This window comes from Hyphomicrobium sp., assembly GCF_041674905.1.
GTDB lineage: Bacteria > Pseudomonadota > Alphaproteobacteria > Rhizobiales > Hyphomicrobiaceae > Hyphomicrobium_B.
This window is the reverse complement of the sequence record NZ_JBAYUV010000007.1, coordinates 73768-93055: the sequence shown is the minus strand read 5'-3', so window position 1 is coordinate 93055 and position 19288 is coordinate 73768. Positions and strand designations below refer to the sequence as shown.

Below are 19288 nucleotides of genomic sequence, written 5' to 3'. Positions count from 1 at the left end.
AGGGGCGATGCTCAGCTCGCGGCGGCCTTGCGGTCGGCGAGGCGCTGCTCGGCGGCGGCGACGATGGCTTTGCGGATGTCGTCCAGGCGGCGGAGCTTGGTGTCAACCGGAACATGCTGCGCTTCCGCGAACGCCCTGAGGTTCTCCGCCGACTTGATTTCCTGGAGTCGCTTGATCAGCCCGTCGCGGCCCTGCTTCGCAAGAACGACGATGGCCGAGAAGAGATACGGATTGAAGTTCTCGGCGCGTGCATGACGAGCCGCGATCTCGGGCGCGGGGTCGGCCTTCTCGCCAGCCTTGTCCGTACGCGGAACGTCACCCGGCATGTCCCAGACGAGCATGCGGTTGACCGCCTTGGTCAACGCCTCGGCAAGCCGCTCCGCCGCCGCATCGTCGAGTGACGTCTGACGCCGGATATGCGCGCTGAAGAAGCTGCGCATCTTATCGCCGGGCCAGAGCTGTGTGCCTTTGCTCATGATCGATGCGCTTTTCGACTGGGGGCTTTAAGAAACCGGAACCTTCGTTTTCTTGTTTGCGGAGATCGAGTCAATGACCCGCGAGATTTCCTGGTAAAGTTCCTTCACGTCACCCGCCGCATCCGAGTATTTCACGTCGATCGGCCGAAGCTGCCCGACATAATCGAACGCGTTTGCGATACCGTTTCGTTGCGGCAGGAATGTTTCAAGCACCGGATGCACGAGGCTGATTTCCTCGATCATCATATAGTCCTTGTCGTCGTTCCGCACGTAGTTTGCAAGGCAGGCGTAACGCCGGTCGTCCATCGGAATTTCCGACAGATCGTCGAGGTTGCGCGTGTCCTCGATGAGCATCGCCACGCGGTCGACCGCGAGCTGCGAAACGTAATCGGGACGGAAGGGAACGATGACTTTGTCGGCCGTCTTGAGCGCGGCAAGCGCCGCGAACGACAGCCCCGGCGCACAGTCGAGGATCACGACGTCGTAATCGCCCTCGAAGCGCCGGATCAGGCTCTCCATGCGGCCGCGCACCCGGTTCGCGACGACGTCCGGAATATTGCTCTGGTTGGCCTGCTTCAGATAAAGCTCGCCCTGGATGTCCTCGAGCAGCAGCGATCCCGGCACCACCGAGATCGACGCCGGCTTGCCGTTGGCCGCCGAAACGTCCCCGGCATTCTTGGAAACGTAGTCGCGCGCATTGGCGGGGATGCCGTCGAACAGGTCGTAGAAATAGTCGGCAATCGTCTTTCCGGCCTTGCGCGCCTCGTTCCATCCCTGGCCGCCCATCAGGATCAACGACGCGTTGCATTGCGAATCGAGATCGATAAGAAGCACCCGCTTGCTGCCGTGAACCGCCAGCGCGTGCGCCAGCATCACGGCGACGGTGGATTTCCCGACCCCGCCCTTGCGGTTCGCGACCGCCAGAAACACTGCCATAAACCTTTTACCCCTCGCTGTACCGGCCTTGACCCTCTATGCCGCCGCCGGCAGACGCTTAAAAACTGGTAGCCGACCTATGGGCCGATTCCGTGGCCCTATCCAAGAGCGCCCGAAGCCGCCATGATAGCCGCCATGCCACTACAACGCGGGGAAAATGGTCGGAAATTTGCTTAAGCTCAACCTTCGAAGTGGCATGATCTCACGATCTGGGACAAGTGTGGCCCGTAATCAGCGGCAAGCGCTGAAGCGCCATGCTCGCGTTCCGCGAAAATTGGAATATTGAACTTTGGGAACAGGCGTTCCCGCACGGCCACGACGGGAGAGCACATGTCACGCCGCTATTTCGGGACAGACGGCATTCGCGGTCTCGCCAACCGCCATCCGATGACGTCGGAAATTGCGCTGAAGGTCGGCATGGCGGCCGGAACGATCTTCCGCTCCGGCACGCATCGCCATCGCGTGGTGATCGGCAAGGACACGCGCCTCTCGGGCTATATGCTGGAGGCCGCGCTGATGTCCGGCTTTACCTCCGTCGGTATGGACGTCTTCCTTCTGGGGCCGATGCCGACACCGGCCGTCGCGATGCTGACGCGCTCGCTGCGCGCCGATCTGGGGGTGATGCTCTCGGCATCGCACAATCCATCGAACGACAACGGCATCAAGCTATTCGACGCCGACGGCTACAAGCTGTCCGACGATATGGAGCACCAGATCGAGGATCTGATCGACTCCGACAGCAAGAGCTTGCTGGTCGAAGCCGAGCACATCGGCCGGGCGACGCGGGTTGAAAGCGCGCAGGAGCGCTATATCGAATTCGCCAAGCGCACGATGCCGAAGCACTTGCGCCTCGCGGGCCTGCGCATCGTCATCGATTGCGCCAACGGCGCCGCTTACAAAGTCGCCCCTGAAGCGCTCTGGGAGCTGGGCGCCGAAGTGATCAAGATCGGCGTCGAGCCGAACGGCCAGAACATCAACCTCAACTGCGGCTCGACCGCGCCGGAGCTTTTGGTCGAGAAAGTCAAGGAATTCCGGGCCGATATCGGCATTGGTCTCGACGGCGATGCGGACCGCGTGATCATCGTCGACGAGAAGGGCCGGATCGTAAACGGCGACCAGTTGATGGCCGTCATCGCCGATAGCTGGCTTCGTTCCGGACAACTGACGGCGGGCGGCATCGTCGCGACGGTGATGAGCAACCTCGGCCTCGAGCGCTATTTGAAATCGATCGGCCTGACGATGGTGCGCACGCCCGTCGGCGATCGCTATGTCACCGAGCACATGCGCAAGCACGGCTTCAACGTCGGCGGCGAGCAGTCCGGCCACATCGTGCTGTCGGACTTCACGACCACGGGCGACGGCCTTGTCTCGGCGCTGCAGATCCTCGCCTGCGTCGTGGCAACCGGCAAGACCGTCTCGGAAGTCTGCGATCGCTTCCATCCGCTGCCGCAAATCCTGCGCAACGTGCGATACGGCAGCGGCAAGCCGCTCGACGATACGCGCGTTGTCAAGGCGATCGAAGGGGCAAAGGCAAAGCTCGGAGAAAACGGCCGCCTCGTCATTCGCCCGTCAGGCACCGAGCCCGTCATTCGCGTGATGGCGGAAGGCGATGACGAGCAGGTCGTGTCGTCTATCGTCGGCGACATCGTCGACGCCGTGAAATCCGCCGCCGCAGCCTAAGGACTTCGCCCCAAAGTCTTTGCTCGTCCTTGCGGGCGCGTGCGTGATCGGATTGATCCGTATGCCGCTCAACGAGCCTCGCTATGGGCTGGCGTCCTAAGCCGGACAAGCCGATTTTGCTTACGCTACGTTCGTCTTTCTCAGACGGCTGAGCGTGCCAATCCTCGACGCTGATTAAGCCTCCTTTAATCGTTTCGTCTGCATTGTCCTCATCGGTTCAGTATCCGCCGCAGTGCGTCGTTGGCGCCGCGTCGGAGCGAAAAGGAAATGACAGATGTTCAACGCGCGCAAAGTATGGATTCTCGGCGCGGCCTTCGTTCTCGGTAGTGCTCTGAGTGCGTCGGCTGCGGACCTCGGCGGCTTGCAGGACGAGCCTGTGATGGCCCCTGCCGCAGCCGGCCCGTCCGGCTGGTATATCCGCGCCGACGGCGGATACACCTGGTTCAACAATCCCGGAATCGATATCGCCGACCCATTCGGCACGCATGGAACGAAGATGGATGGCGCCTGGTCCGTCGGCGGCGGCATCGGCCGTTACTTTGGACGTGGCTTCCGCGGCGACATCACCGTCGATCACCTCTTTGATGCCTCGACCGAGACGACGCTCTGCGAGTGCGGCACCGACATCGGTCACGCGAAGTTCGACTTCAGCAGCACGGTCGTCCTCGCCAACCTCTATTACGATATCAATCGCGGCGGCCGCTTCATGCCTTACATCGGCGGCGGCGTCGGCTTCGCGCACAACGAGACGTCCAGCGGCACAGTCGACCCGGATTGCGGCTGCGAAGGCACCATCGGCGGCGGATCGAGCAACAGTTTCGCGGCCGCCGGTATGGCCGGGTTTGCCTGGCGCATTCGTGGCGGCGAAACGCGCTACATGGGTGGCGGCATGAAAGACGAGCCGGTGGCCGTCAGCAGCGGCAACGCGCTCTATCTCGATGTCGGATATCGCTTCCTCTATCTCGGCGACGTCAAAACCGGAGAGGCCGATTGGAGCGGTAACTCGGTCGACGACGTCAAGGTGAAGGACGTGACGGCGCACCAGATCCGCGTCGGTCTGCGTTACGACTTGAACTAGTTCGCGTTGGCGCGTGTCGCGCGCCGAAGACACGGCCGGGAGCAGGGGCAAGTTCGCACCTGCTCTCTAAGTAAGAGTAGTGCCAACGGTGTGGTTCGTTCCACGGCGTTTTGCTGCAAGCATCCCGAATGCGGATCGCGGCAAGCCGTCTGACCCTCGTGTGGCTCGGTTAGCGCACGCGTAGCGTTGAACAGAGTCCTGAGCGGCGCATTTTGCGTTTCGCTTGCAGTGGGGGAAGAACGGCCATGACGTTTTCGAAAGCGCTCGCTTTGGCGGGCCTCACGTTGATCGCAGGCGCGGCGCCGGGCTGGGCAGCCGACTGGGGCGGCGTCAGAGACATGGGCGGTGGCGTTGCGATTCCCGTTCCCGCGCCGGCTCCCGTGCCGACCTACGATTACGATTCCGATTGGTACGTCGGTCTTGCGATCGGCGCCAACATTTCCCAAAGCGCCAAGATCAACGGTAGCGACATCAAAATGCCGGTGAAGGACAGCGGCGATATTGGTGCGTCGCCGATCTTCAGCGGCAGCTTCGGACGCTACCTCACGCCATCGCTGCGTGCTGAAATAGCAATAGACTATTCTCCCGACGAGCGGCTGACCGATGATGGAACCCTACGCTATCGAACGACACGAACCTCGATTAATGTCGCGGGTACAGGAACAGATTCTGATACTTATGGTGTCCTAAGAAATGACTCCGTAAAACTGTCGCGGACAACGGCGCTTTTCAACCTACTCTACGATATTCCAACTGGAACGCGATTTACGCCTTACATTGGCGGAGGTGTTGGATTTACGTGGAGGCGAATTCGCCGCGGCTACTCTGAATTCGCTAGTTGCGCTTCAACAGCCAATTTCCCCGATCTCACTTGCGATGTGACAGGAAATCCCGCAATGCCGCCTAGCGCGAGCATCAGTGGTTCGACGTCAAAAAACCAATTCGACTTTGCCGCCGCCGTGCAGGCGGGTATTGCCTATAATGTCACCGATCAGATCGTCTGGGATAATGGTTGGCAGATGCTATGGGAAGGCAATGCCATATCGTCGACCGCACCTTCAATCTCAGGCGACAATACGATCGTCTACAAGAATGCAGTTCTCCAGCAATTCCGCTCCGGCATCCGTATCAAGTTTGACTGAAAGCTGCGCACCTTTGTTGTCGGTGCCCAAAAGGCGGTCGAAATGGCCGCCTTTTTTTATTGCTGCCGGCGCGGAAACGCGTGATGCGGGGCACACGGACGGGGTCAGGTCCTCGACAACCGTCGAAACGCGCAAAAGAACCCGGAGAAGCCGCGTCGCTACAGCCGGTTTTTCGCTTCTGCCATCTCGTGCTAAGAGGCCCCGCCCGTCGCGGTGACGGGAATAACGTCGGGAATGAAATGTCCGCATCAGAAAAGCCGAAAAATAAGCCCAACCGGCCGTTCTTTTCCTCCGGCCCCTGCGCCAAACGTCCTGGCTGGACCACGGGCGCGCTGAGCAATGCATTGACCGGTCGCTCGCATCGCTCGCCCGAGGGGCGCGAGAGGTTAAAGCACGCCATCACGCTGACGCATGAAGTTCTGCGCGTGCCCGAGGGCTACAAGATCGCGCTCCTTCCGGGTTCCGACACCGGCGCGGTCGAGCTTGCGATGTGGAACCTGCTTGGCGCGCGCCCCGTCGACGTTCTCGCCTGGGATGTGTTCGGCCGCGTCTGGCTGCGCGACGTCGCCGAAGAGCTGAAACTTCCTGGCGCGCGCACGATGGACGCCGAGCCCGGCCACCTGCCGGACCTATCGAAAGTCGATTTCGCGCGCGATGTGGTCTTTACCTGGAACGGTACGACGACCGGCGTTCGCGTGCCGAACGCTGATTGGATTCCCGACGATCGCCAAGGCTTGACGATCTGCGACGCGACGTCGGCGCTGATGGGACAGACGATCGATCTCAACAAGATCGATGTGCTGACCTACTCCTGGCAGAAAGCGTTCGGCGCCGAAGCCGCGCACGGCATGGCGATCATGTCGCCGCGCGCTCTCGAACGCTTGGCTTCCTATACGCCCGCCTGGCCGATCCCCAGACTGTTCCGCATCAAGAACCGGGGCGAGATCGTTCATGACGTCTTCGAAGGCGTGACCATCAACACGCCGTCGATGCTCTGCGTCGAAGATTATCTCGATGGCCTCAACTGGGTGAAGGAGATCGGCGGCATCGACGCCACCATCGCGCGTGCGCACGCCAACGCTGAAACCCTCTATGGTTGGATCGAGCGAACACCGTGGGTGGAAGCGCTTCCCGTCGATCCGAAGACGCGTTCGGAAACGTCCGTTGCGATCCGCTTCGTCGAGCCCGATCTGCTGGCGCTTGGCGAGGCGAAGGCGCTCGCCGTCCAGAACGACATGGTGCGCATCCTCGCCAGCGAGAAGGCGGCGTTCGACCTCGGCGCCTATCGCGGTATGCCGATCGGCTTGCGCATATGGTGCGGGCCGACCGTCGAGAAAGCCGATCTTCTCGACCTGCTGCCCTGGCTCGAGTGGGCGTATGCGGAGGCACGCAGTAAAAATGGGCTTTGAAGCCATAATTTGAGCCCGGCTGAGGGTTAACGCCGCCATGAGTCAGTGCTTTTGCTGGGCCAGCGTATCGGCCATAATGGCGGCCGTGTGCCCCCGGGGATGCGGGAAGGGTGGCGTATGACGATCCGGAACAATAACGAAGGTTTTAGCGCGATGCGTTTTGCCCTTGCGGCAGTACTTGTGGCTGCCCAATCCCTGAGTGCGCATGCTGCCGACGTCCCCGCGACGTCAGTGGTCGACGCGGTGACCGTGTTTCTGTCCGGGGCGGAAGTCACGCGCCTCGCCAAGGTCAAGCTCGACAAGGGCGAGAGCACGATTATTCTGGGCGACGTGCCTGCAAGCGCGGTCCCGGGATCGATCCGCGTCGAAGGCAAGGCGACGGGCAAGATCGAGATCGGTTCCGTCGACACCGCGCACAAGCTGTTGCAGCGTCAGGAAAGCCAGGCCGCCGACGTCAAACGCAAAGAGTTTGAGGATCGCGTTGAGCAGCTCAAGGATGAACGCACGGCGATCGACGCCCAGGCCCAGGCGGCGGCGATCCAGAAGAAGCTGATCGCAAATCTGGCCGAACTGCCGAAGCGGCGGCCATCGTCCGAGACAGCGGCGGGCGCTGGTGACGATTGGCAGAAAATTCTGTCCCTCATTCCGCAGGCGTCGGGAGAGTCAGGAAAGCTCGCTCTCGAGGCGCAGCAGAAGATCCGCGTCATCGACCGCAACATCAAGGATATTAAGAACCAGCTTGCGTCTCTCGCACCCGCCAAGACCGAGCAAACCGAGATCCGCGTTTTCGTTTATGCCCAGACGCCCGTCGATGCCGATCTGACGATCCGCTATCAGGTTCCGGATGCAAACTGGGCGCCGATTTACGACGCACGCCTGCAGACCGGCACCAAGACCGAGCCGCCGAAACTGACCCTCGCCCGCCGCGCGGCGATCTCGCAAAGGACGGGTGAGGATTGGACGGGCGTAGCGCTGCAGCTGTCGACCTCGCGCCCGTCAGATGGCGCATCGGCTCCAATGCTCGATACGCAATTCGTCGATTATGAGCAGCCGCCACGGCCTGTCGCCGCCGCGCCAGCTTCCGTGAACATGGAGTTCGCGAAACGTGACCGCCTCGCCGACGGCCGTGCACTCGGAGGGGTTGCCGCCGCGCCCCCGCCGCCAGAGCCGGAAATGGATGCGGCTCCCGTCGTCGAAACCGTAGCGAAGCTCGACAGCGCGCCCTTCGAAGCAACATTCGAAGTGCCGGGCCGCACGACGGTCGCGGGCAATGGCGACGTCAAGCGCGTGCTGCTGATGTCGGACGATATCGAGCCGCTGCTCGGCAGCCGGTCTGTTCCGAAGCTCGACTCCAACGCGTATCTCTATGCCACCCTGAAAATCGCCAAGGGCACTCCGCTGCTGCCGGGCCGCGTGTATCTCTTCCGCGACGGGACTTTCGTCGGCACCGGCGACGTGCCGCTGCTGCCGCCGGGCGAGGAATACAAGCTCGGTTTCGGCATTGACGATCAGGTGAAGGTCAAGCACGCGGTTCTGGAAGAAAAGCGCGGCGAGAGCGGTCTGATTTCGACCTCGCACGTCGATAGCCGGAGCTTCCGCGTCAACGTCAAAAACCTGCATGAGCGGCCGATCAACGTGACGATCCTCGACCGTATCCCCGTTTCGCAAAACGATGAGATCAAGGTCGAATACACGGGCCGCGCAACGCCGACGGCGCAGAATGTCGACGATCGCCGCGGAGTTGTGGCCTTCGAGGCCAAGCTCGATCCCGATGAAGAGAAGATTCTGGAGTACGGCTATCGCATCTCGTGGCCGGCGTCGAAGTCGATTGTCTACGGTCCATAAGCGAGCCTGCTGGTATTTGAGTTTCTAAAAAGAAATCTGAAAAAGCGCGGTGTCACCGCATGGCCTCGGCTTCTGCCGGGGCCAAGTCATGAGAAGGTATGAGAATGACGAACGTTGTCGTGGTCGGTGCCCAGTGGGGCGACGAGGGCAAAGGCAAGATCGTGGACTGGCTGTCGGAGCGCGCCGATGTCGTCGTGCGCTTCCAGGGCGGCCATAACGCGGGCCACACGCTTGTCATCGACGGCACGACGTTCAAGCTTTCGCTGCTGCCGTCGGGCGTCGTCAGGTCCGACAAGCTTTCCGTCATCGGCAACGGTGTCGTCGTCGATCCGTGGGCGCTCATCGCAGAAATCGAGAAGCTGAAAAAGCAAGGTTTGTCGATCACGCGCGACAACCTCCGCGTCGCTGAGAACGCGACGCTGATCCTGCCTTTGCACCGTGAACTCGATCAGCTCCGCGAGGAAGCAGCGGGCACCGAAAAGATCGGCACCACCGGCCGTGGCATCGGCCCCGCCTATGAAGATAAGGTCGGACGCCGTGCGATCCGAGTGCAGGACTTGGCGTCTCCCGAGACGCTTGGGCCGAAGATCGATCGTGTCCTTGCCCATCACAACGCCCTTCGCCGTGGCCTCGGCCAGCCCGAAGTCGTGAAAGAGAAACTCATCGCGGATTTGACCGGCATTGCTCCGCAGGTGCTCCCCTATATGGATGTTTCGTGGGAGCTGCTCGATGTCGCGCGCAGGCAAGGCAAGCGCATTCTGTTTGAAGGCGCGCAAGGCGCGCTCCTCGATGTCGACCACGGCACATACCCTTACGTCACGTCGTCGAACACAGTTGCGGCTCAGGCAGCGACGGGTTCGGGCATCGGCCCGCGTTATGCCGGATATGTGCTTGGGATCGCGAAGGCCTACACGACCCGTGTGGGAGCGGGGCCATTTCCGACAGAGCTGATGGACGCAATCGGAGAGAAAATCGGCGAGCGCGGGCACGAGTTCGGAACAGTCACCGGACGCAAGCGCCGCTGCGGCTGGTTCGACAGTGTACTCGTGCGGCAGGTGGCGAAGGTGTCCGGGATAGACGGAATAGCTCTGACGAAGCTCGATGTTCTGGACGGCTTCGAAACGATCCGGATCTGCGTCGGCTACACGCTCGACGGAGAACGTCTCAATCGCTTGCCGGCGAGCGCCAACGCGCAGGCAAGAATTGTTCCTGTCTATGAAGATTTCGAGGGCTGGTCCGAGTCGACGCAAGGCGCGCGCCGATGGGCCGATCTACCGGCCCAAGCCGTAAAATATGTTCGTCGCGTCGAGGAATTGATTGAGTGCCCCGTAACTCTTCTCTCAACCAGTCCCGAGCGCGCCGACACTATCCTGATGAAAGACCCGTTCGAATAAGAACAATTTGAAATAGTCCGTTTGACTAAATGTCATGTTGAATAGGGCCTGCAGAAGCTGGCAAGGTGCGTAAAAAAATTCGAGATGGTAGGTGCGTGAGGAGAGGGAAACATCGCACGTGAATCCGTCGACGCAATACGAACGATTGACCTTACTGAGACGAAGTCAATCGTTCGACCCTGAAGTCAGCAATTCCGCACTGTCTCTCCACTTCCAGTCCGAGCCGATTGTCAGGATCCGCACCAAAGGCAGGCGGACGTTTTTCCTGCGGCGACAGCTGTTCGAGGAGCACGAACCTCAGGTCGTCTACCGCGTCTTCGTTGACGAGCGATCGGCCAAGGCGGCGGAAAATGACGTCGCTTTCTGTCGGCTGACAAAGCCGGAAGACGGAATTGCCACCATCGTGAATGCCGAGGTTAAAGAGGCATTTCGCAAGAAAGGCATAGCTACCGCCGTTTATGATTGCATCGCGCGCGATCTGGAGCGCGCCGGAGCGCTTCTGTGGCCGGCTTCTCCCGCAAAGATGGCCGACGCGGAGTTCAAGATGTGGTGGCGCTGCTCGCCGGCTCTGGTTTTTTATTATCCGCACCGCGAACGGCTCGGGTTCGCACCGCGCCAAGAGTTCGAGGATCTGTTGAACGACGGCGGTGCTACGAAGCCTCCCATTGCGGCGCCTTCACAGGCTGCGGAAGCATCGCGAGTCCAAAATAGGTTTGCGCGGGCACGACGCTGGTTCTTCCGCACCGGCGACTGATCCAGCCGAAGTTTTAGGCAGCAGGCCTTATCGACCGTCAGCCAGTGCCGAAATCAGCGCACGCAGATTGGGTTCGCGAACTTTGCGGCTTGCGGTCTGTGCATCGAACCAGACGCGATTACGCTCGGCCTTTTCCTTCCACTGCTTCTTTTCTTTTTTGACCCAGAGCAGATAGACGTCGACCTCGATCAACCGGATGTTTTCCTTTTCGATTTTCCGGTAGCGATAGCTGCCGACAGGCTTCTTCGCGATCTTTCCGGTAACGCCAGCCTCCTGCTTGGCTTCTCGCGCGGCGGCGGCACTGTCGATCATGCGCTTCGACGGCCACCCTTTGGGTATCACCCATCGCCCCGTATCCCTGGAAGAGACCAGAAGCACTTCAATCGTATTGGTCGGCGCTTTGCGCAGCGGCAATGCGCCGACCTGTTTCAATAAAGGCATGACCTGATGATGATTGGAAACGGCAGCAAAAGGAAGCCTGAGTATCGGACTTCATGTGCACGGGCACACCATACGCTCATTCTTACTGATTTGACAGCGTCCAATCCGCAACTGTCGCTTTGATGGTGCGCACCGCATCGGGTAAAACAAAGGGATTGCCGCAACCCGGGGACTTTGAAATGCAGGCTGCACGTTCTCTGACGCTCGCCGCGCTTGCTGCGGCGACAGTGGCGTTCGCGGCCAATTTAGTGGAGGCTGGAGAGCGAGTCTGTGCGCCCGGCACGCTCGGCATCTCGCGCACGATCGAGGTCGACACGACCGGCGGACCATGGATTGGAGCGCCAAAAGGCGATCCGGATTTCTTGCGGCCGAAAGAGGTCGTCCTCACCTTTGATGATGGCCCGTCGCCTGCGAACACGCGCAAGATTTTGGCGGCGCTCGCCAAGGAATGCACGACAGCGACGTTCTTCGTCGTCGGCGAAATGATCGCCGTGCACCCTGAGGTCGTTAAGGAGATAGCCGAACAGGGCCACACGATCGGAACTCACACCTGGACCCATCCCAATCTCGCACGGCGGGCTCTCGATGACGTCAAGCACGAGGTTGAAGCAACCTTCAACGAGGCCCAGAAGGCGAGCCCGACACCTATTGCGCCGTTCTTCCGGTATCCCTACCTCAGCAGCAGCGACACCACTGAAACGTACATGAAAAGCCGAAACATCGCGCAGTTTGCAGTAGATATCGACTCGCAGGATTGGCGCGTTCGCAGCAGCAAGCCGGTTATTGCGCGCGTGATGGCGGGGCTCAAAGCGCGCGGCCGTGGCATTATCCTGATGCATGATATTCACAAGTGGACCGCGGATGCCGTGCCGCAACTCTTCGCGCAACTGAAAGCCGGCGGTTATCAAGTGGTGCAGCTCAAGGCAAAAACTTCGGTCGATCTGGTCGCCGACGTGACGCCGCCCGAAAAGCCCGCCCATCCTCAGCATGCCCGCAAGCGATCTAGAACTGCGTCAGGGAAAATCCAGCGCAAGATGGCCCTTCGCACGCGCAAGCCTTCTGCGTAGCCAACGCGCGATCTTGATCGCAGATCATCGGCGCACGGGACCAGTTTACGGCGACGGACGGATCGCGTTTTCGCCTGCGCCAGGTCCTGAAGTCGGCGGCGCGCTGATGGCTGCCATCCCGGCGCCGGTATGGCTCGCCAGGGGATTCGCATGGAAATACCAGCTCGCCACGCCGAACGCGACCAGCAGCACCATCAGCAAAACATTCAGCGCATTGTCGCCGGAATGAACAGCGTCATCCAAGGCTCTGGGTCTAAGCAGCCCATGAAAGATGGCCATATGCCGCCTCCTTGTTTAGAGGCTAACGGCCAGTCGGCCGGACTGGTTCCGGCTTTATCGACTGCTGAGAATAGTGATTGCGGGGTTTGTCTGGGTGATGTCGCTGTTATTGATGTCATACATCGCCGAGAAGCGTGCCAGGAATTTATTGAGCTTATTCGGGTCCTGCAGATCGGCGATTTTTAGCTTTTTCGTGATCATGTTGGCCTGCACATCGATGTCGGCATTCGACATCGATGTCGGCAGCCCGAGCGCCGTTTGCGCCACCTGCAGCAGTGCCTTGTCCGCGAGGATCGAATAGGCCGATGTAATCGTCGGCGCCAGACGCTGGAAGTAAAGCGCCAGGCGCGCGCCTTCATTCTGGTCGCCGGCATTTTCTTCCAAAGTCTGCCGAGCATAGGCGTCCGTCGTCGCGACCATCTGGCTGCGCGTCTGCACTTGCTGTAGCGGCGTCGCGAGATCTTTGCCGTCAGTGCCGAAATTGAACGCGACGGCCATTGCCCGATAGGCTGAATTCTCCGGCTTGTTGATGAAGCTCTTGAGGTCCGTCGGATCGCTCGTCAGGATCTTGCGCAGAGTATCGTTGGAGAGCGCTTTCTTTTCCAGGTCGAAGGCGGTGAGCGCGAACGTCACGAGGCGCTTGTTCTTCAGGAATTCATCGACATTCTTGATGGTCCCGATTGTTTCGCCGTAGTAGGTATCTTCGGTTGTCGTCTGCGTGTTCGTTAAGGTCGGATCGCCGGTCTCTTTATTATAGAGTTTGATCGTCGAAATGAGGCTCGCATTTACCTGCGCCGAGCTCGCCGTCTTGGCATTCCCGTTCGCATCGAAATTGAATGCAGCCGCGAGTTTGCTGTAGGCGGAATTGTGCGAAATGTTCGCGTAACTGCTCGGATTGCCGGCGTCGCTTTCCAGGACTTTCTCGATCGTAAGTTTCGACGTTTTGCTGGGGTCGATACCGAACGCGCTCAAAACGAAATCATAAAGGCCAGAGTCTTTTATGAAATCCGACACGCTTCCGATCTTGGCGATATCGGTCTTGTAGAAATTGATTTCGGCGGTCTGGTAAGTCTGGGCGGCGGTCGTGTTGTTCGTCGTGAACGATAAAATCGTGCTGTCGGTCTGGGACGCCGATTGAGCCACGCTTCCGTTGATGGAGCCGTCGGTATTGAAATTAAAGGCGGCCGCGAGCGAGCGATAGGCGGCATTGCTCTGCTGATTTGCGAAGCTGTCGGGGTCCGAGAGGTCGCTCGTCAGAACATTGCGCAGGATCTCCGTCGACTGCTCGGAAGGGTCGAGACCGAAGGCTGTTTCGAGATAGCTGACGAGACGCGAATTGCCGAGCAGGTCGTCGACGGAGGTCACGTCCGCAACCGCATCTTGATAGTACTGCGTTTTGAAGGCAGCCCCTGGCGCGCTGGCGCTCGCCCCCGACGCATCATAGTACTGATAGACGGTGCTCGCGGCATTGCCGCTTGACTGCGCCGAGCTGCCGTTGATCGATCCGTCCGTATTGAACGAGAACGCCGCTGCGAGCATCGTGTACTTGCTCGGCATCTGGTTCGCGACGCTGTCGGGATCGGAGAGATCGCTCGTCAGGACTTGCCTGATCGCCGTGTCGGACGCGATACTGGGATCGATCCCGTAAGCCGTCAGCGTGAAGCTCAACAGGCGCTTGTTGCCGATGAGGCCGTCGACGGATGTGACGTTGCCGATGTTCGCCTGATAATAGGCAGCATCGTCGGCGGCCGTCGCGCCTTTGTTGACCTGCTGCTGGCTATAGAGATTGATGAGATCGGTCTGGTCGTTGGCTTGCTGTGCCGTTACCGGCTGCGAGGCAACCTTCCCATCCGTCGAAAACTGAAACGCCTGCGCGAATTTCAGAAAGCGAGGGTCGGTCAGCTTTCCGACAAAGCTTTTCTGCAGGCTGGTCGAGCTGCTGATGTCGCTCGTCAGCACCTTCCTCATGAAGGCCTTGGCGTAGGTCATGTCCTCAAGTCCGTAGGCCTTCATGGCGTAGGAGAAGAGGCGATTGTTCTTCATGAAATCGTCGACCGATTTCACCTTGCCGATGTTCGCGTTGTAGTAAGCGGTCGCGCCCGAAACGTCCGCCTGCGCCGAAACACGCACAAGCGACCTCGACATGTCCGAGGAGAAGCTTGTGTAGGTGAGAAATGTTGAGATCATCGCCGGCCTTCGCGTCGCGTTACGCATGACACGCGGTGAACGAGAGCGCCGAGGCTAGAACGGACAACTTGCATGAACCTGCCTCGGTAAGAGCCATCGGCGACGGCAAAGGAATGCACATGCAATCCGCTGTGCACTCGGAGTCTCCCGGATGGTCCGGTGAATCGTTTACCAAAAGGTTATCGCCGTGCCGGAAGCCGAGGCCGTTCGGGCTTACGCGCGCAGTCCGTTCGACGGGATGGCAACGATGAGTCCGCGGAATTCCGCAAGCGCGCCGTCCTTCAATTCCTGCGCGAGCAGCCGCGCCGGATTGACTGGACCGGGAAATACGATCTGGCCTGCGGGTACAACCTTGAAGCCGAACCGACCGTAGTAGGGATCGTCGCCGACGAGCACGACCAACGACGTCCCGCCGGCGCGCGCCGTCGCAACGGCTTCACTCATCAGCTTGGTTCCGAGCCCGATGCCGCGATGATCGGGATCGACGGCAACCGGACCGAGCAGGGCAGCGCCGGGCCGACCTCCGATCGTGATCTCGGTCATCCTGAGGGACGCGATGAGTTGTCCGCCGAGATGCGCAACGAGACAATACCGGGAAAGATGGCCCTTGCCCTCACGCACCCGATACGCCGACCGCGCAAACCGTCCAGGCCCAAAAACGCGCGCATGCAGCCGCGAAATTTCGGGAACGTCTTGCGGGATGGCTTTTCGGATAACGAGCGGAGAAGACATGGAGTTTTTAAGGTTCCGGCAGGCGAATGGCCGCCTTCTAGCACACTTCGAACGGCGCGCGACTCTCGACCGCTTGGCGAATGCGCGCGGTATCTTGCGGGGGCAGTCCCGGCGGCAAAGCGCCGAGGCCGAAAAATGACAGTTCCAATACACCCGGGGCGATGTCCCGCCGCCAGTGCCGCACGACGTAAAGGCCGGTCATTCCGTCCCGCTCCGGCATGATATCGCGATACATCCAGAAAAGCTCTGGCCGAGACGCAATGTGAATTCGATAGTCGTCCGTCAGAAGACGCTGCAGCGCATCCTCGAGCGCTTCCTGTTTGCGGACTTCGGTTCTCGGCAATCGCCAGCCGTTTCCCACGCCTGTTTCGACGAGAGCGATCCGGTCCTCGCCGTCGATCACGCACGCTTCGGCTGCCAGTGCGAAGCTCCGCGTCGCCCGCCAGTAAACCCTGAATCCGCTCGTGACGATCCTGCTGACGAACGCCATGGTCCTCGCCGAAATGCGTCCGCCGTGCCGACGCATTTGCTAATTACCACAGTGTGCTAGATTGCGTCTGCCCCGCCCCGGTTTCATCTCTCCAAAATGACAGAAACTTTTACGCTCGCGCACTTTTCCGATGTTCACATGTCTCCAATCATCGGATTTGGCTGGCGCTACTGGAATGCCAAGCGCGCGCTAGGCTATCTGAATTGGCAGCGCAAGCGCCGGCGCGTGCATGTCACCGCCGTCGCCGACCGTTTGATTGCGGACGCGCATGCTCTGAGGCCGGATCATATCGCGATCACCGGCGATCTCATAAACCTCGGGCTCCCCGCCGAGCACGAAGCCGCACTCGCTTGGTTGCGCAGTGTCGGTTCGCCCGCCAGCGTGACTGTGGTTCCGGGCAATCACGACATCTATTCGAGCATGCGCGGGGATCGCGGCGTGGCGCGCTGGGCAGCCTACATGGGCGGCGAGGAAGAGACGCTCGCCTTTCCGTTCGTGCGTCGCACGGGGCCGCTCGCTCTTGTCGGTTTGAATTCCGCCGTCGAAACGCCGCCCTTTTTCGCAAGCGGGTTGCTCGGATCGCACCAGCTCGAAATCGCACGGGAGCAACTTTTGCGGCTCGATGGAGAGGGCGCGATCCGCGTCGTGCTTATCCATCATCCGCCGCTCGCCGATATGACGTCGCCACGCCGCCGCCTGAACGATGCCGCGCATTTCGCGCATCTACTCGAACGCACGGGCGCTGAGCTTGTCCTCTACGGACATAACCATACGCCCGCTCTTGATTGGCTGCCGTCGCGTAAAAAACCAATTCCGCTGATCGGCGCCGCATCCGCGTCGGCAGGCGCGATCCACGGAGACGAACCGCTGGCGCGGTATAATCTTTTCACATTTTTCAAATGCTCATCAGGTCTCCGCATTCGTCACGTCGTGAGAGGATTGGAAACACCCGACGGTCCTGTCACAAAGCTCAGCGAGAATTTTCTCGACGCGGAACGCTAATTCAGACCGGCGGTTTCGTAGCGGCCAATTGACACGCGAGTACACGGTGCTCTGACATAATCGCGGACTGAAATCGCCGAATAAAAATTGCGAATGCACGCGGGCTGGGCAGCATGCCGCGAAAATGCAGCGCAACGGATTGTTTATTGCGCAATTCGTGACGATCTGTTGTGCGAACGCAGCGCATGTTTTTGAAATTGAAGCGTGTGAAAAGATCGGGCGTCGTGCCGCAGGTGCGATGACATTGGGCTGCCGCGAGCGTTAATGATAATCATCGCCGGTGCCGCTTTGCATTGAAGAGCGGCGCGTGCGGGGAGCAGCAGAATTTGCCGAAACTGGTTGACATCAATCTCGCCCTTCAAGGTGGCGGGGCTCATGGTGCCTTCACCTGGGGCGTTCTCGATCGTCTTCTCGAAGACGAGACGATGCGCTTCGGCTGGATCAGCGCGACGAGCGCCGGTGCCGTCAATGCCGTGGCGCTTGCGGCCGGACTCGCCGAAGGTTCGCGCGATAAGGCCCGCGAGAAAATGTACAAGATGTGGCAGGCGATTTACCAGGCGGGCGTTCCCGATCTCACGCGCCTCAATCCGTTTCTCAATGGTCTGGTGCGACCGTCGCAGCTGACGACGCATCTTGCGACGATGCTGTCGCCTTATGAATTCAATCCCCTCGGTTTCGATCCGCTCCGCCGCGTCATCGTGGATCACGTCGACTTTGATCTGGTGCGAACGAAATCGCCGGTTGAGCTTCTGATCGCTGCGACGCACGTCGCGACCGGCCGCGCGCGCCTCTTCCGTCATGACGAAATTACCATCGAAGCCGTCCTTGCCTCGGCGTGTCTGCCAGTCCTGCACCACGCCGTTGAAATCGAAGGCGCGGCCTATTGGGACGGCGGTTTTTCCGCCAATCCTGATCTCGTGACGCTGGCCAGCGAAAGCCCCGTCGGCGATACGCTGCTGGTGATGGTCGCGCCGCGCGTCAACACCAAGCTGCCGACGACGGCGCGCGATATTTCGAACCACGCCAACCGCCTGACGTTCAATGCGCCGCTGCTGCGCGACATTGAGGTGATTACATCCGTGCGTGAGGCGTGCTCCGGAGCACTGCTGACGAAAGGCCGCTTGGCGCCGCTCGGCCGTCACCGCTTCCATCTGATCGACGGCGGCCCGGTCACAGGCACACTCAATCCCGAGACGTCGCTGAAGCCCGATTGGGATATGATTACCTACTTGCATGGCGCGGGCCGCGATCACGCCGACAAATGGCTCGCCGTGGCGCGTTCGGCCGTCGGGCGTCTCGAGACGATCGACCTCGCGAAGTACTTTTTTCCAGCCGTCGACGAAGGCGTCTCGTTCCGTCCGGCGTCATTGTTGAAGCGGACAACGCCGAAGCGCCGTGCCGCCGCTGTCAGGCGCGCGAAATAGTTCAAGCTGTCGACGTCGTCGAATGATGGGCGCTAGCCAACCGATAGCTCACCGACAACGCCGCTAGCTGACGAGCCGCGCGTATCCCTCGGTGACGGTCTCATCTAGAAGACGCTTATATTCGGCGTAAATACGGGTCTTGGGCGTGATCTCCCCGAAAGCATCGCCGTCGAAATTGTCCCGGCGCGCATAGAGGATCGCCGTCGCGACGGGGATCAGCGTTGCGCGTTGTTTATTGATCGTCGTGATGATGCCGCGCATTTCGCCCGCGCGATCGAGCTGCGAAACGACGATCATCCGCATCGCGCCTTTCGTCAGGGACACGAGATGGATGAAGCTCGATGACGCCGGAATATAGAGCCGCCCGCGATGGGCGTAGGGTTCATCCGGACGGTCGCGTTCCTGGAACAGAAGGCTCGGCCATTCCGCGTCCCAGGTGATGTCCGTGCGGTACGAGACGATCGTGTCCGGCAGAGAAAACGATCGCCGCAGCGTCAGATAGCTGCCGACATAATGATCGACGGCAACCTGCGCATAAGCGCCCATGTAGACGGGCGCGACGCCGCCGCCCTGAGGCTTGGTCGTCATTCCCCCGTTGTCGACGGCGACGGACTCTCCGTGCCACGCATCCCGCAGTCCGTGGAAATCAAGCCCCAGCACCATGCAGACGTCGAACAGCGTCTGATCGCGCACGGAACGCCCGCCGAGTAAATTCTGGATCGTTTTCTCATGGCAGTCGGACGCATCCGCAAGTTCCGCCTGAGTGAGCTTCTTCTCGACCATCGCCGTTTTGATCCGGTCGAGAGCTTCCGAACGCGTCGTGGCCGGACCGGGCGCGGGTTGTTTTTTCATGGATCACGCAAGCAGGGTGAGAGGGCTGAAATCAGTTGCGGAAAAATACCGATTTTTATCCCTCGATGGCAATCGGAAACCGGCATCAAAATTCCCATTC

Annotated in this window: 18 protein-coding genes; 10 read left to right on the top strand and 8 right to left on the bottom strand. The window is 60.3% G+C overall.

Going from position 1 to position 19288, the window contains the following annotated elements:
- Nucleotides 1-11 precede the first annotated feature (11 nt).
- Both WC026_RS04915 and WC026_RS04910 read right to left on the bottom strand, forming a co-directional pair.
- Nucleotides 12-476: a hypothetical protein gene (locus tag WC026_RS04915; protein ID WP_372709688.1), complete on the bottom strand. Its 465-nt coding sequence runs from the start codon at nucleotides 474-476 to the stop codon at nucleotides 12-14.
- A gap of 27 nt (nucleotides 477-503) precedes the next feature.
- Nucleotides 504-1412, bottom strand: a complete 909-nt coding sequence (locus tag WC026_RS04910) for a ParA family protein (protein ID WP_372709687.1) — start codon at nucleotides 1410-1412, stop codon at nucleotides 504-506.
- A gap of 330 nt (nucleotides 1413-1742) precedes the next feature.
- Between WC026_RS04910 and glmM the strand changes: the two genes are divergently transcribed.
- The 7 genes from glmM (at nucleotide 1743) to WC026_RS04875 (ending at nucleotide 10714) form a co-directional block, all read left to right on the top strand.
- Entirely contained in the window at nucleotides 1743-3092 is a 1350-nt protein-coding gene (glmM, locus tag WC026_RS04905) for a phosphoglucosamine mutase (RefSeq protein WP_372709686.1), read from the top strand.
- 274 nt (nucleotides 3093-3366) lie between these two features.
- The gene (locus WC026_RS04900) at nucleotides 3367-4170 is read left to right on the top strand and encodes an outer membrane protein (protein WP_372709685.1); all 804 of its coding nucleotides are present in this window, start codon (nucleotides 3367-3369) and stop codon (nucleotides 4168-4170) included.
- A 245-nt stretch (nucleotides 4171-4415) separates the two neighbouring features.
- Nucleotides 4416-5312: an outer membrane protein gene (locus tag WC026_RS04895; RefSeq protein ID WP_372709684.1), complete on the top strand. Its 897-nt coding sequence runs from the start codon at nucleotides 4416-4418 to the stop codon at nucleotides 5310-5312.
- 239 nt (nucleotides 5313-5551) lie between these two features.
- Nucleotides 5552-6721 (top strand): phosphoserine transaminase, encoded by a 1170-nt coding sequence (locus WC026_RS04890; RefSeq protein ID WP_372709683.1) that lies wholly within the window; start codon nucleotides 5552-5554, stop codon nucleotides 6719-6721.
- A 117-nt stretch (nucleotides 6722-6838) separates the two neighbouring features.
- Nucleotides 6839-8566, top strand: coding sequence for a mucoidy inhibitor MuiA family protein (locus WC026_RS04885; RefSeq protein ID WP_372709682.1), 1728 nt, complete (start codon nucleotides 6839-6841; stop codon nucleotides 8564-8566).
- Nucleotides 8567-8670: 104 nt separating this feature from the next.
- Complete coding sequence (locus WC026_RS04880) at nucleotides 8671-9960, top strand: adenylosuccinate synthase (protein WP_372709681.1); 1290 nt, start codon at nucleotides 8671-8673, stop codon at nucleotides 9958-9960.
- Nucleotides 9961-10078: 118 nt separating this feature from the next.
- The gene (locus WC026_RS04875; protein WP_372709680.1) at nucleotides 10079-10714 is read left to right on the top strand and encodes a GNAT family N-acetyltransferase; all 636 of its coding nucleotides are present in this window, start codon (nucleotides 10079-10081) and stop codon (nucleotides 10712-10714) included.
- Between the two features lie 27 nt (nucleotides 10715-10741).
- On the opposite strand, the gene WC026_RS04870 is transcribed toward WC026_RS04875, so the two are convergent.
- A complete protein-coding gene (locus WC026_RS04870; protein WP_372709679.1) occupies nucleotides 10742-11155 on the bottom strand; it encodes an NUDIX hydrolase in 414 nt (137 codons plus the stop codon).
- A gap of 179 nt (nucleotides 11156-11334) precedes the next feature.
- Here WC026_RS04870 and WC026_RS04865 point away from each other — a divergent pair, with 179 nt between their 5' ends.
- A complete protein-coding gene (locus tag WC026_RS04865; protein ID WP_372709678.1) occupies nucleotides 11335-12222 on the top strand; it encodes a polysaccharide deacetylase family protein in 888 nt (295 codons plus the stop codon).
- A 45-nt stretch (nucleotides 12223-12267) separates the two neighbouring features.
- On the opposite strand, the gene WC026_RS04860 is transcribed toward WC026_RS04865, so the two are convergent.
- From WC026_RS04860 to WC026_RS04845, 4 genes are all read right to left on the bottom strand, one after another.
- A complete protein-coding gene (locus tag WC026_RS04860; RefSeq protein ID WP_372709677.1) occupies nucleotides 12268-12501 on the bottom strand; it encodes a histone deacetylase in 234 nt (77 codons plus the stop codon).
- A gap of 54 nt (nucleotides 12502-12555) precedes the next feature.
- Nucleotides 12556-14688, bottom strand: coding sequence for a DUF1217 domain-containing protein (locus tag WC026_RS04855; protein ID WP_372709676.1), 2133 nt, complete (start codon nucleotides 14686-14688; stop codon nucleotides 12556-12558).
- 213 nt (nucleotides 14689-14901) lie between these two features.
- Entirely contained in the window at nucleotides 14902-15420 is a 519-nt protein-coding gene (locus tag WC026_RS04850; RefSeq protein WP_372709675.1) for a GNAT family N-acetyltransferase, read from the bottom strand.
- A gap of 37 nt (nucleotides 15421-15457) precedes the next feature.
- Nucleotides 15458-15910, bottom strand: a complete 453-nt coding sequence (locus tag WC026_RS04845; protein WP_372709674.1) for an NUDIX hydrolase — start codon at nucleotides 15908-15910, stop codon at nucleotides 15458-15460.
- Between the two features lie 96 nt (nucleotides 15911-16006).
- Here WC026_RS04845 and WC026_RS04840 point away from each other — a divergent pair, with 96 nt between their 5' ends.
- Both WC026_RS04840 and WC026_RS04835 read left to right on the top strand, forming a co-directional pair.
- Nucleotides 16007-16912 carry a metallophosphoesterase gene (locus tag WC026_RS04840; RefSeq protein ID WP_372709673.1) on the top strand — a complete coding sequence of 302 codons (906 nt, stop codon included), beginning with the start codon at nucleotides 16007-16009 and terminating at the stop codon, nucleotides 16910-16912.
- A 326-nt stretch (nucleotides 16913-17238) separates the two neighbouring features.
- A complete protein-coding gene (locus tag WC026_RS04835; RefSeq protein ID WP_372709672.1) occupies nucleotides 17239-18336 on the top strand; it encodes a patatin-like phospholipase family protein in 1098 nt (365 codons plus the stop codon).
- A 63-nt stretch (nucleotides 18337-18399) separates the two neighbouring features.
- Here WC026_RS04835 and WC026_RS04830 read toward each other — a convergent pair whose 3' ends face one another.
- Nucleotides 18400-19188: a helix-turn-helix domain-containing protein gene (locus WC026_RS04830; protein WP_372709671.1), complete on the bottom strand. Its 789-nt coding sequence runs from the start codon at nucleotides 19186-19188 to the stop codon at nucleotides 18400-18402.
- Nucleotides 19189-19288: the final 100 nt, after the last annotated feature.

Coding starts and splice junctions, on each gene's coding strand:
- WC026_RS04880 (WP_372709681.1), top strand. CDS start 8,671: ATGACGAACGTTGTCGTGGTCGGTGCCCAGTGGGGCGACGAGGGCAAA.
- WC026_RS04855 (WP_372709676.1), bottom strand. CDS start 14,688: ATGATCTCAACATTTCTCACCTACACAAGCTTCTCCTCGGACATGTCG.
- WC026_RS04870 (WP_372709679.1), bottom strand. CDS start 11,155: ATGCCTTTATTGAAACAGGTCGGCGCATTGCCGCTGCGCAAAGCGCCG.
- WC026_RS04850 (WP_372709675.1), bottom strand. CDS start 15,420: ATGTCTTCTCCGCTCGTTATCCGAAAAGCCATCCCGCAAGACGTTCCC.
- WC026_RS04845 (WP_372709674.1), bottom strand. CDS start 15,910: ATGGCGTTCGTCAGCAGGATCGTCACGAGCGGATTCAGGGTTTACTGG.
- WC026_RS04900 (WP_372709685.1), top strand. CDS start 3,367: ATGTTCAACGCGCGCAAAGTATGGATTCTCGGCGCGGCCTTCGTTCTC.
- WC026_RS04910 (WP_372709687.1), bottom strand. CDS start 1,412: ATGGCAGTGTTTCTGGCGGTCGCGAACCGCAAGGGCGGGGTCGGGAAA.
- WC026_RS04890 (WP_372709683.1), top strand. CDS start 5,552: ATGTCCGCATCAGAAAAGCCGAAAAATAAGCCCAACCGGCCGTTCTTT.
- WC026_RS04915 (WP_372709688.1), bottom strand. CDS start 476: ATGAGCAAAGGCACACAGCTCTGGCCCGGCGATAAGATGCGCAGCTTC.
- WC026_RS04865 (WP_372709678.1), top strand. CDS start 11,335: ATGCAGGCTGCACGTTCTCTGACGCTCGCCGCGCTTGCTGCGGCGACA.
- WC026_RS04830 (WP_372709671.1), bottom strand. CDS start 19,188: ATGAAAAAACAACCCGCGCCCGGTCCGGCCACGACGCGTTCGGAAGCT.
- WC026_RS04885 (WP_372709682.1), top strand. CDS start 6,839: ATGACGATCCGGAACAATAACGAAGGTTTTAGCGCGATGCGTTTTGCC.
- WC026_RS04895 (WP_372709684.1), top strand. CDS start 4,416: ATGACGTTTTCGAAAGCGCTCGCTTTGGCGGGCCTCACGTTGATCGCA.
- WC026_RS04840 (WP_372709673.1), top strand. CDS start 16,007: ATGACAGAAACTTTTACGCTCGCGCACTTTTCCGATGTTCACATGTCT.
- WC026_RS04860 (WP_372709677.1), bottom strand. CDS start 12,501: ATGGCCATCTTTCATGGGCTGCTTAGACCCAGAGCCTTGGATGACGCT.
- glmM (WP_372709686.1), top strand. CDS start 1,743: ATGTCACGCCGCTATTTCGGGACAGACGGCATTCGCGGTCTCGCCAAC.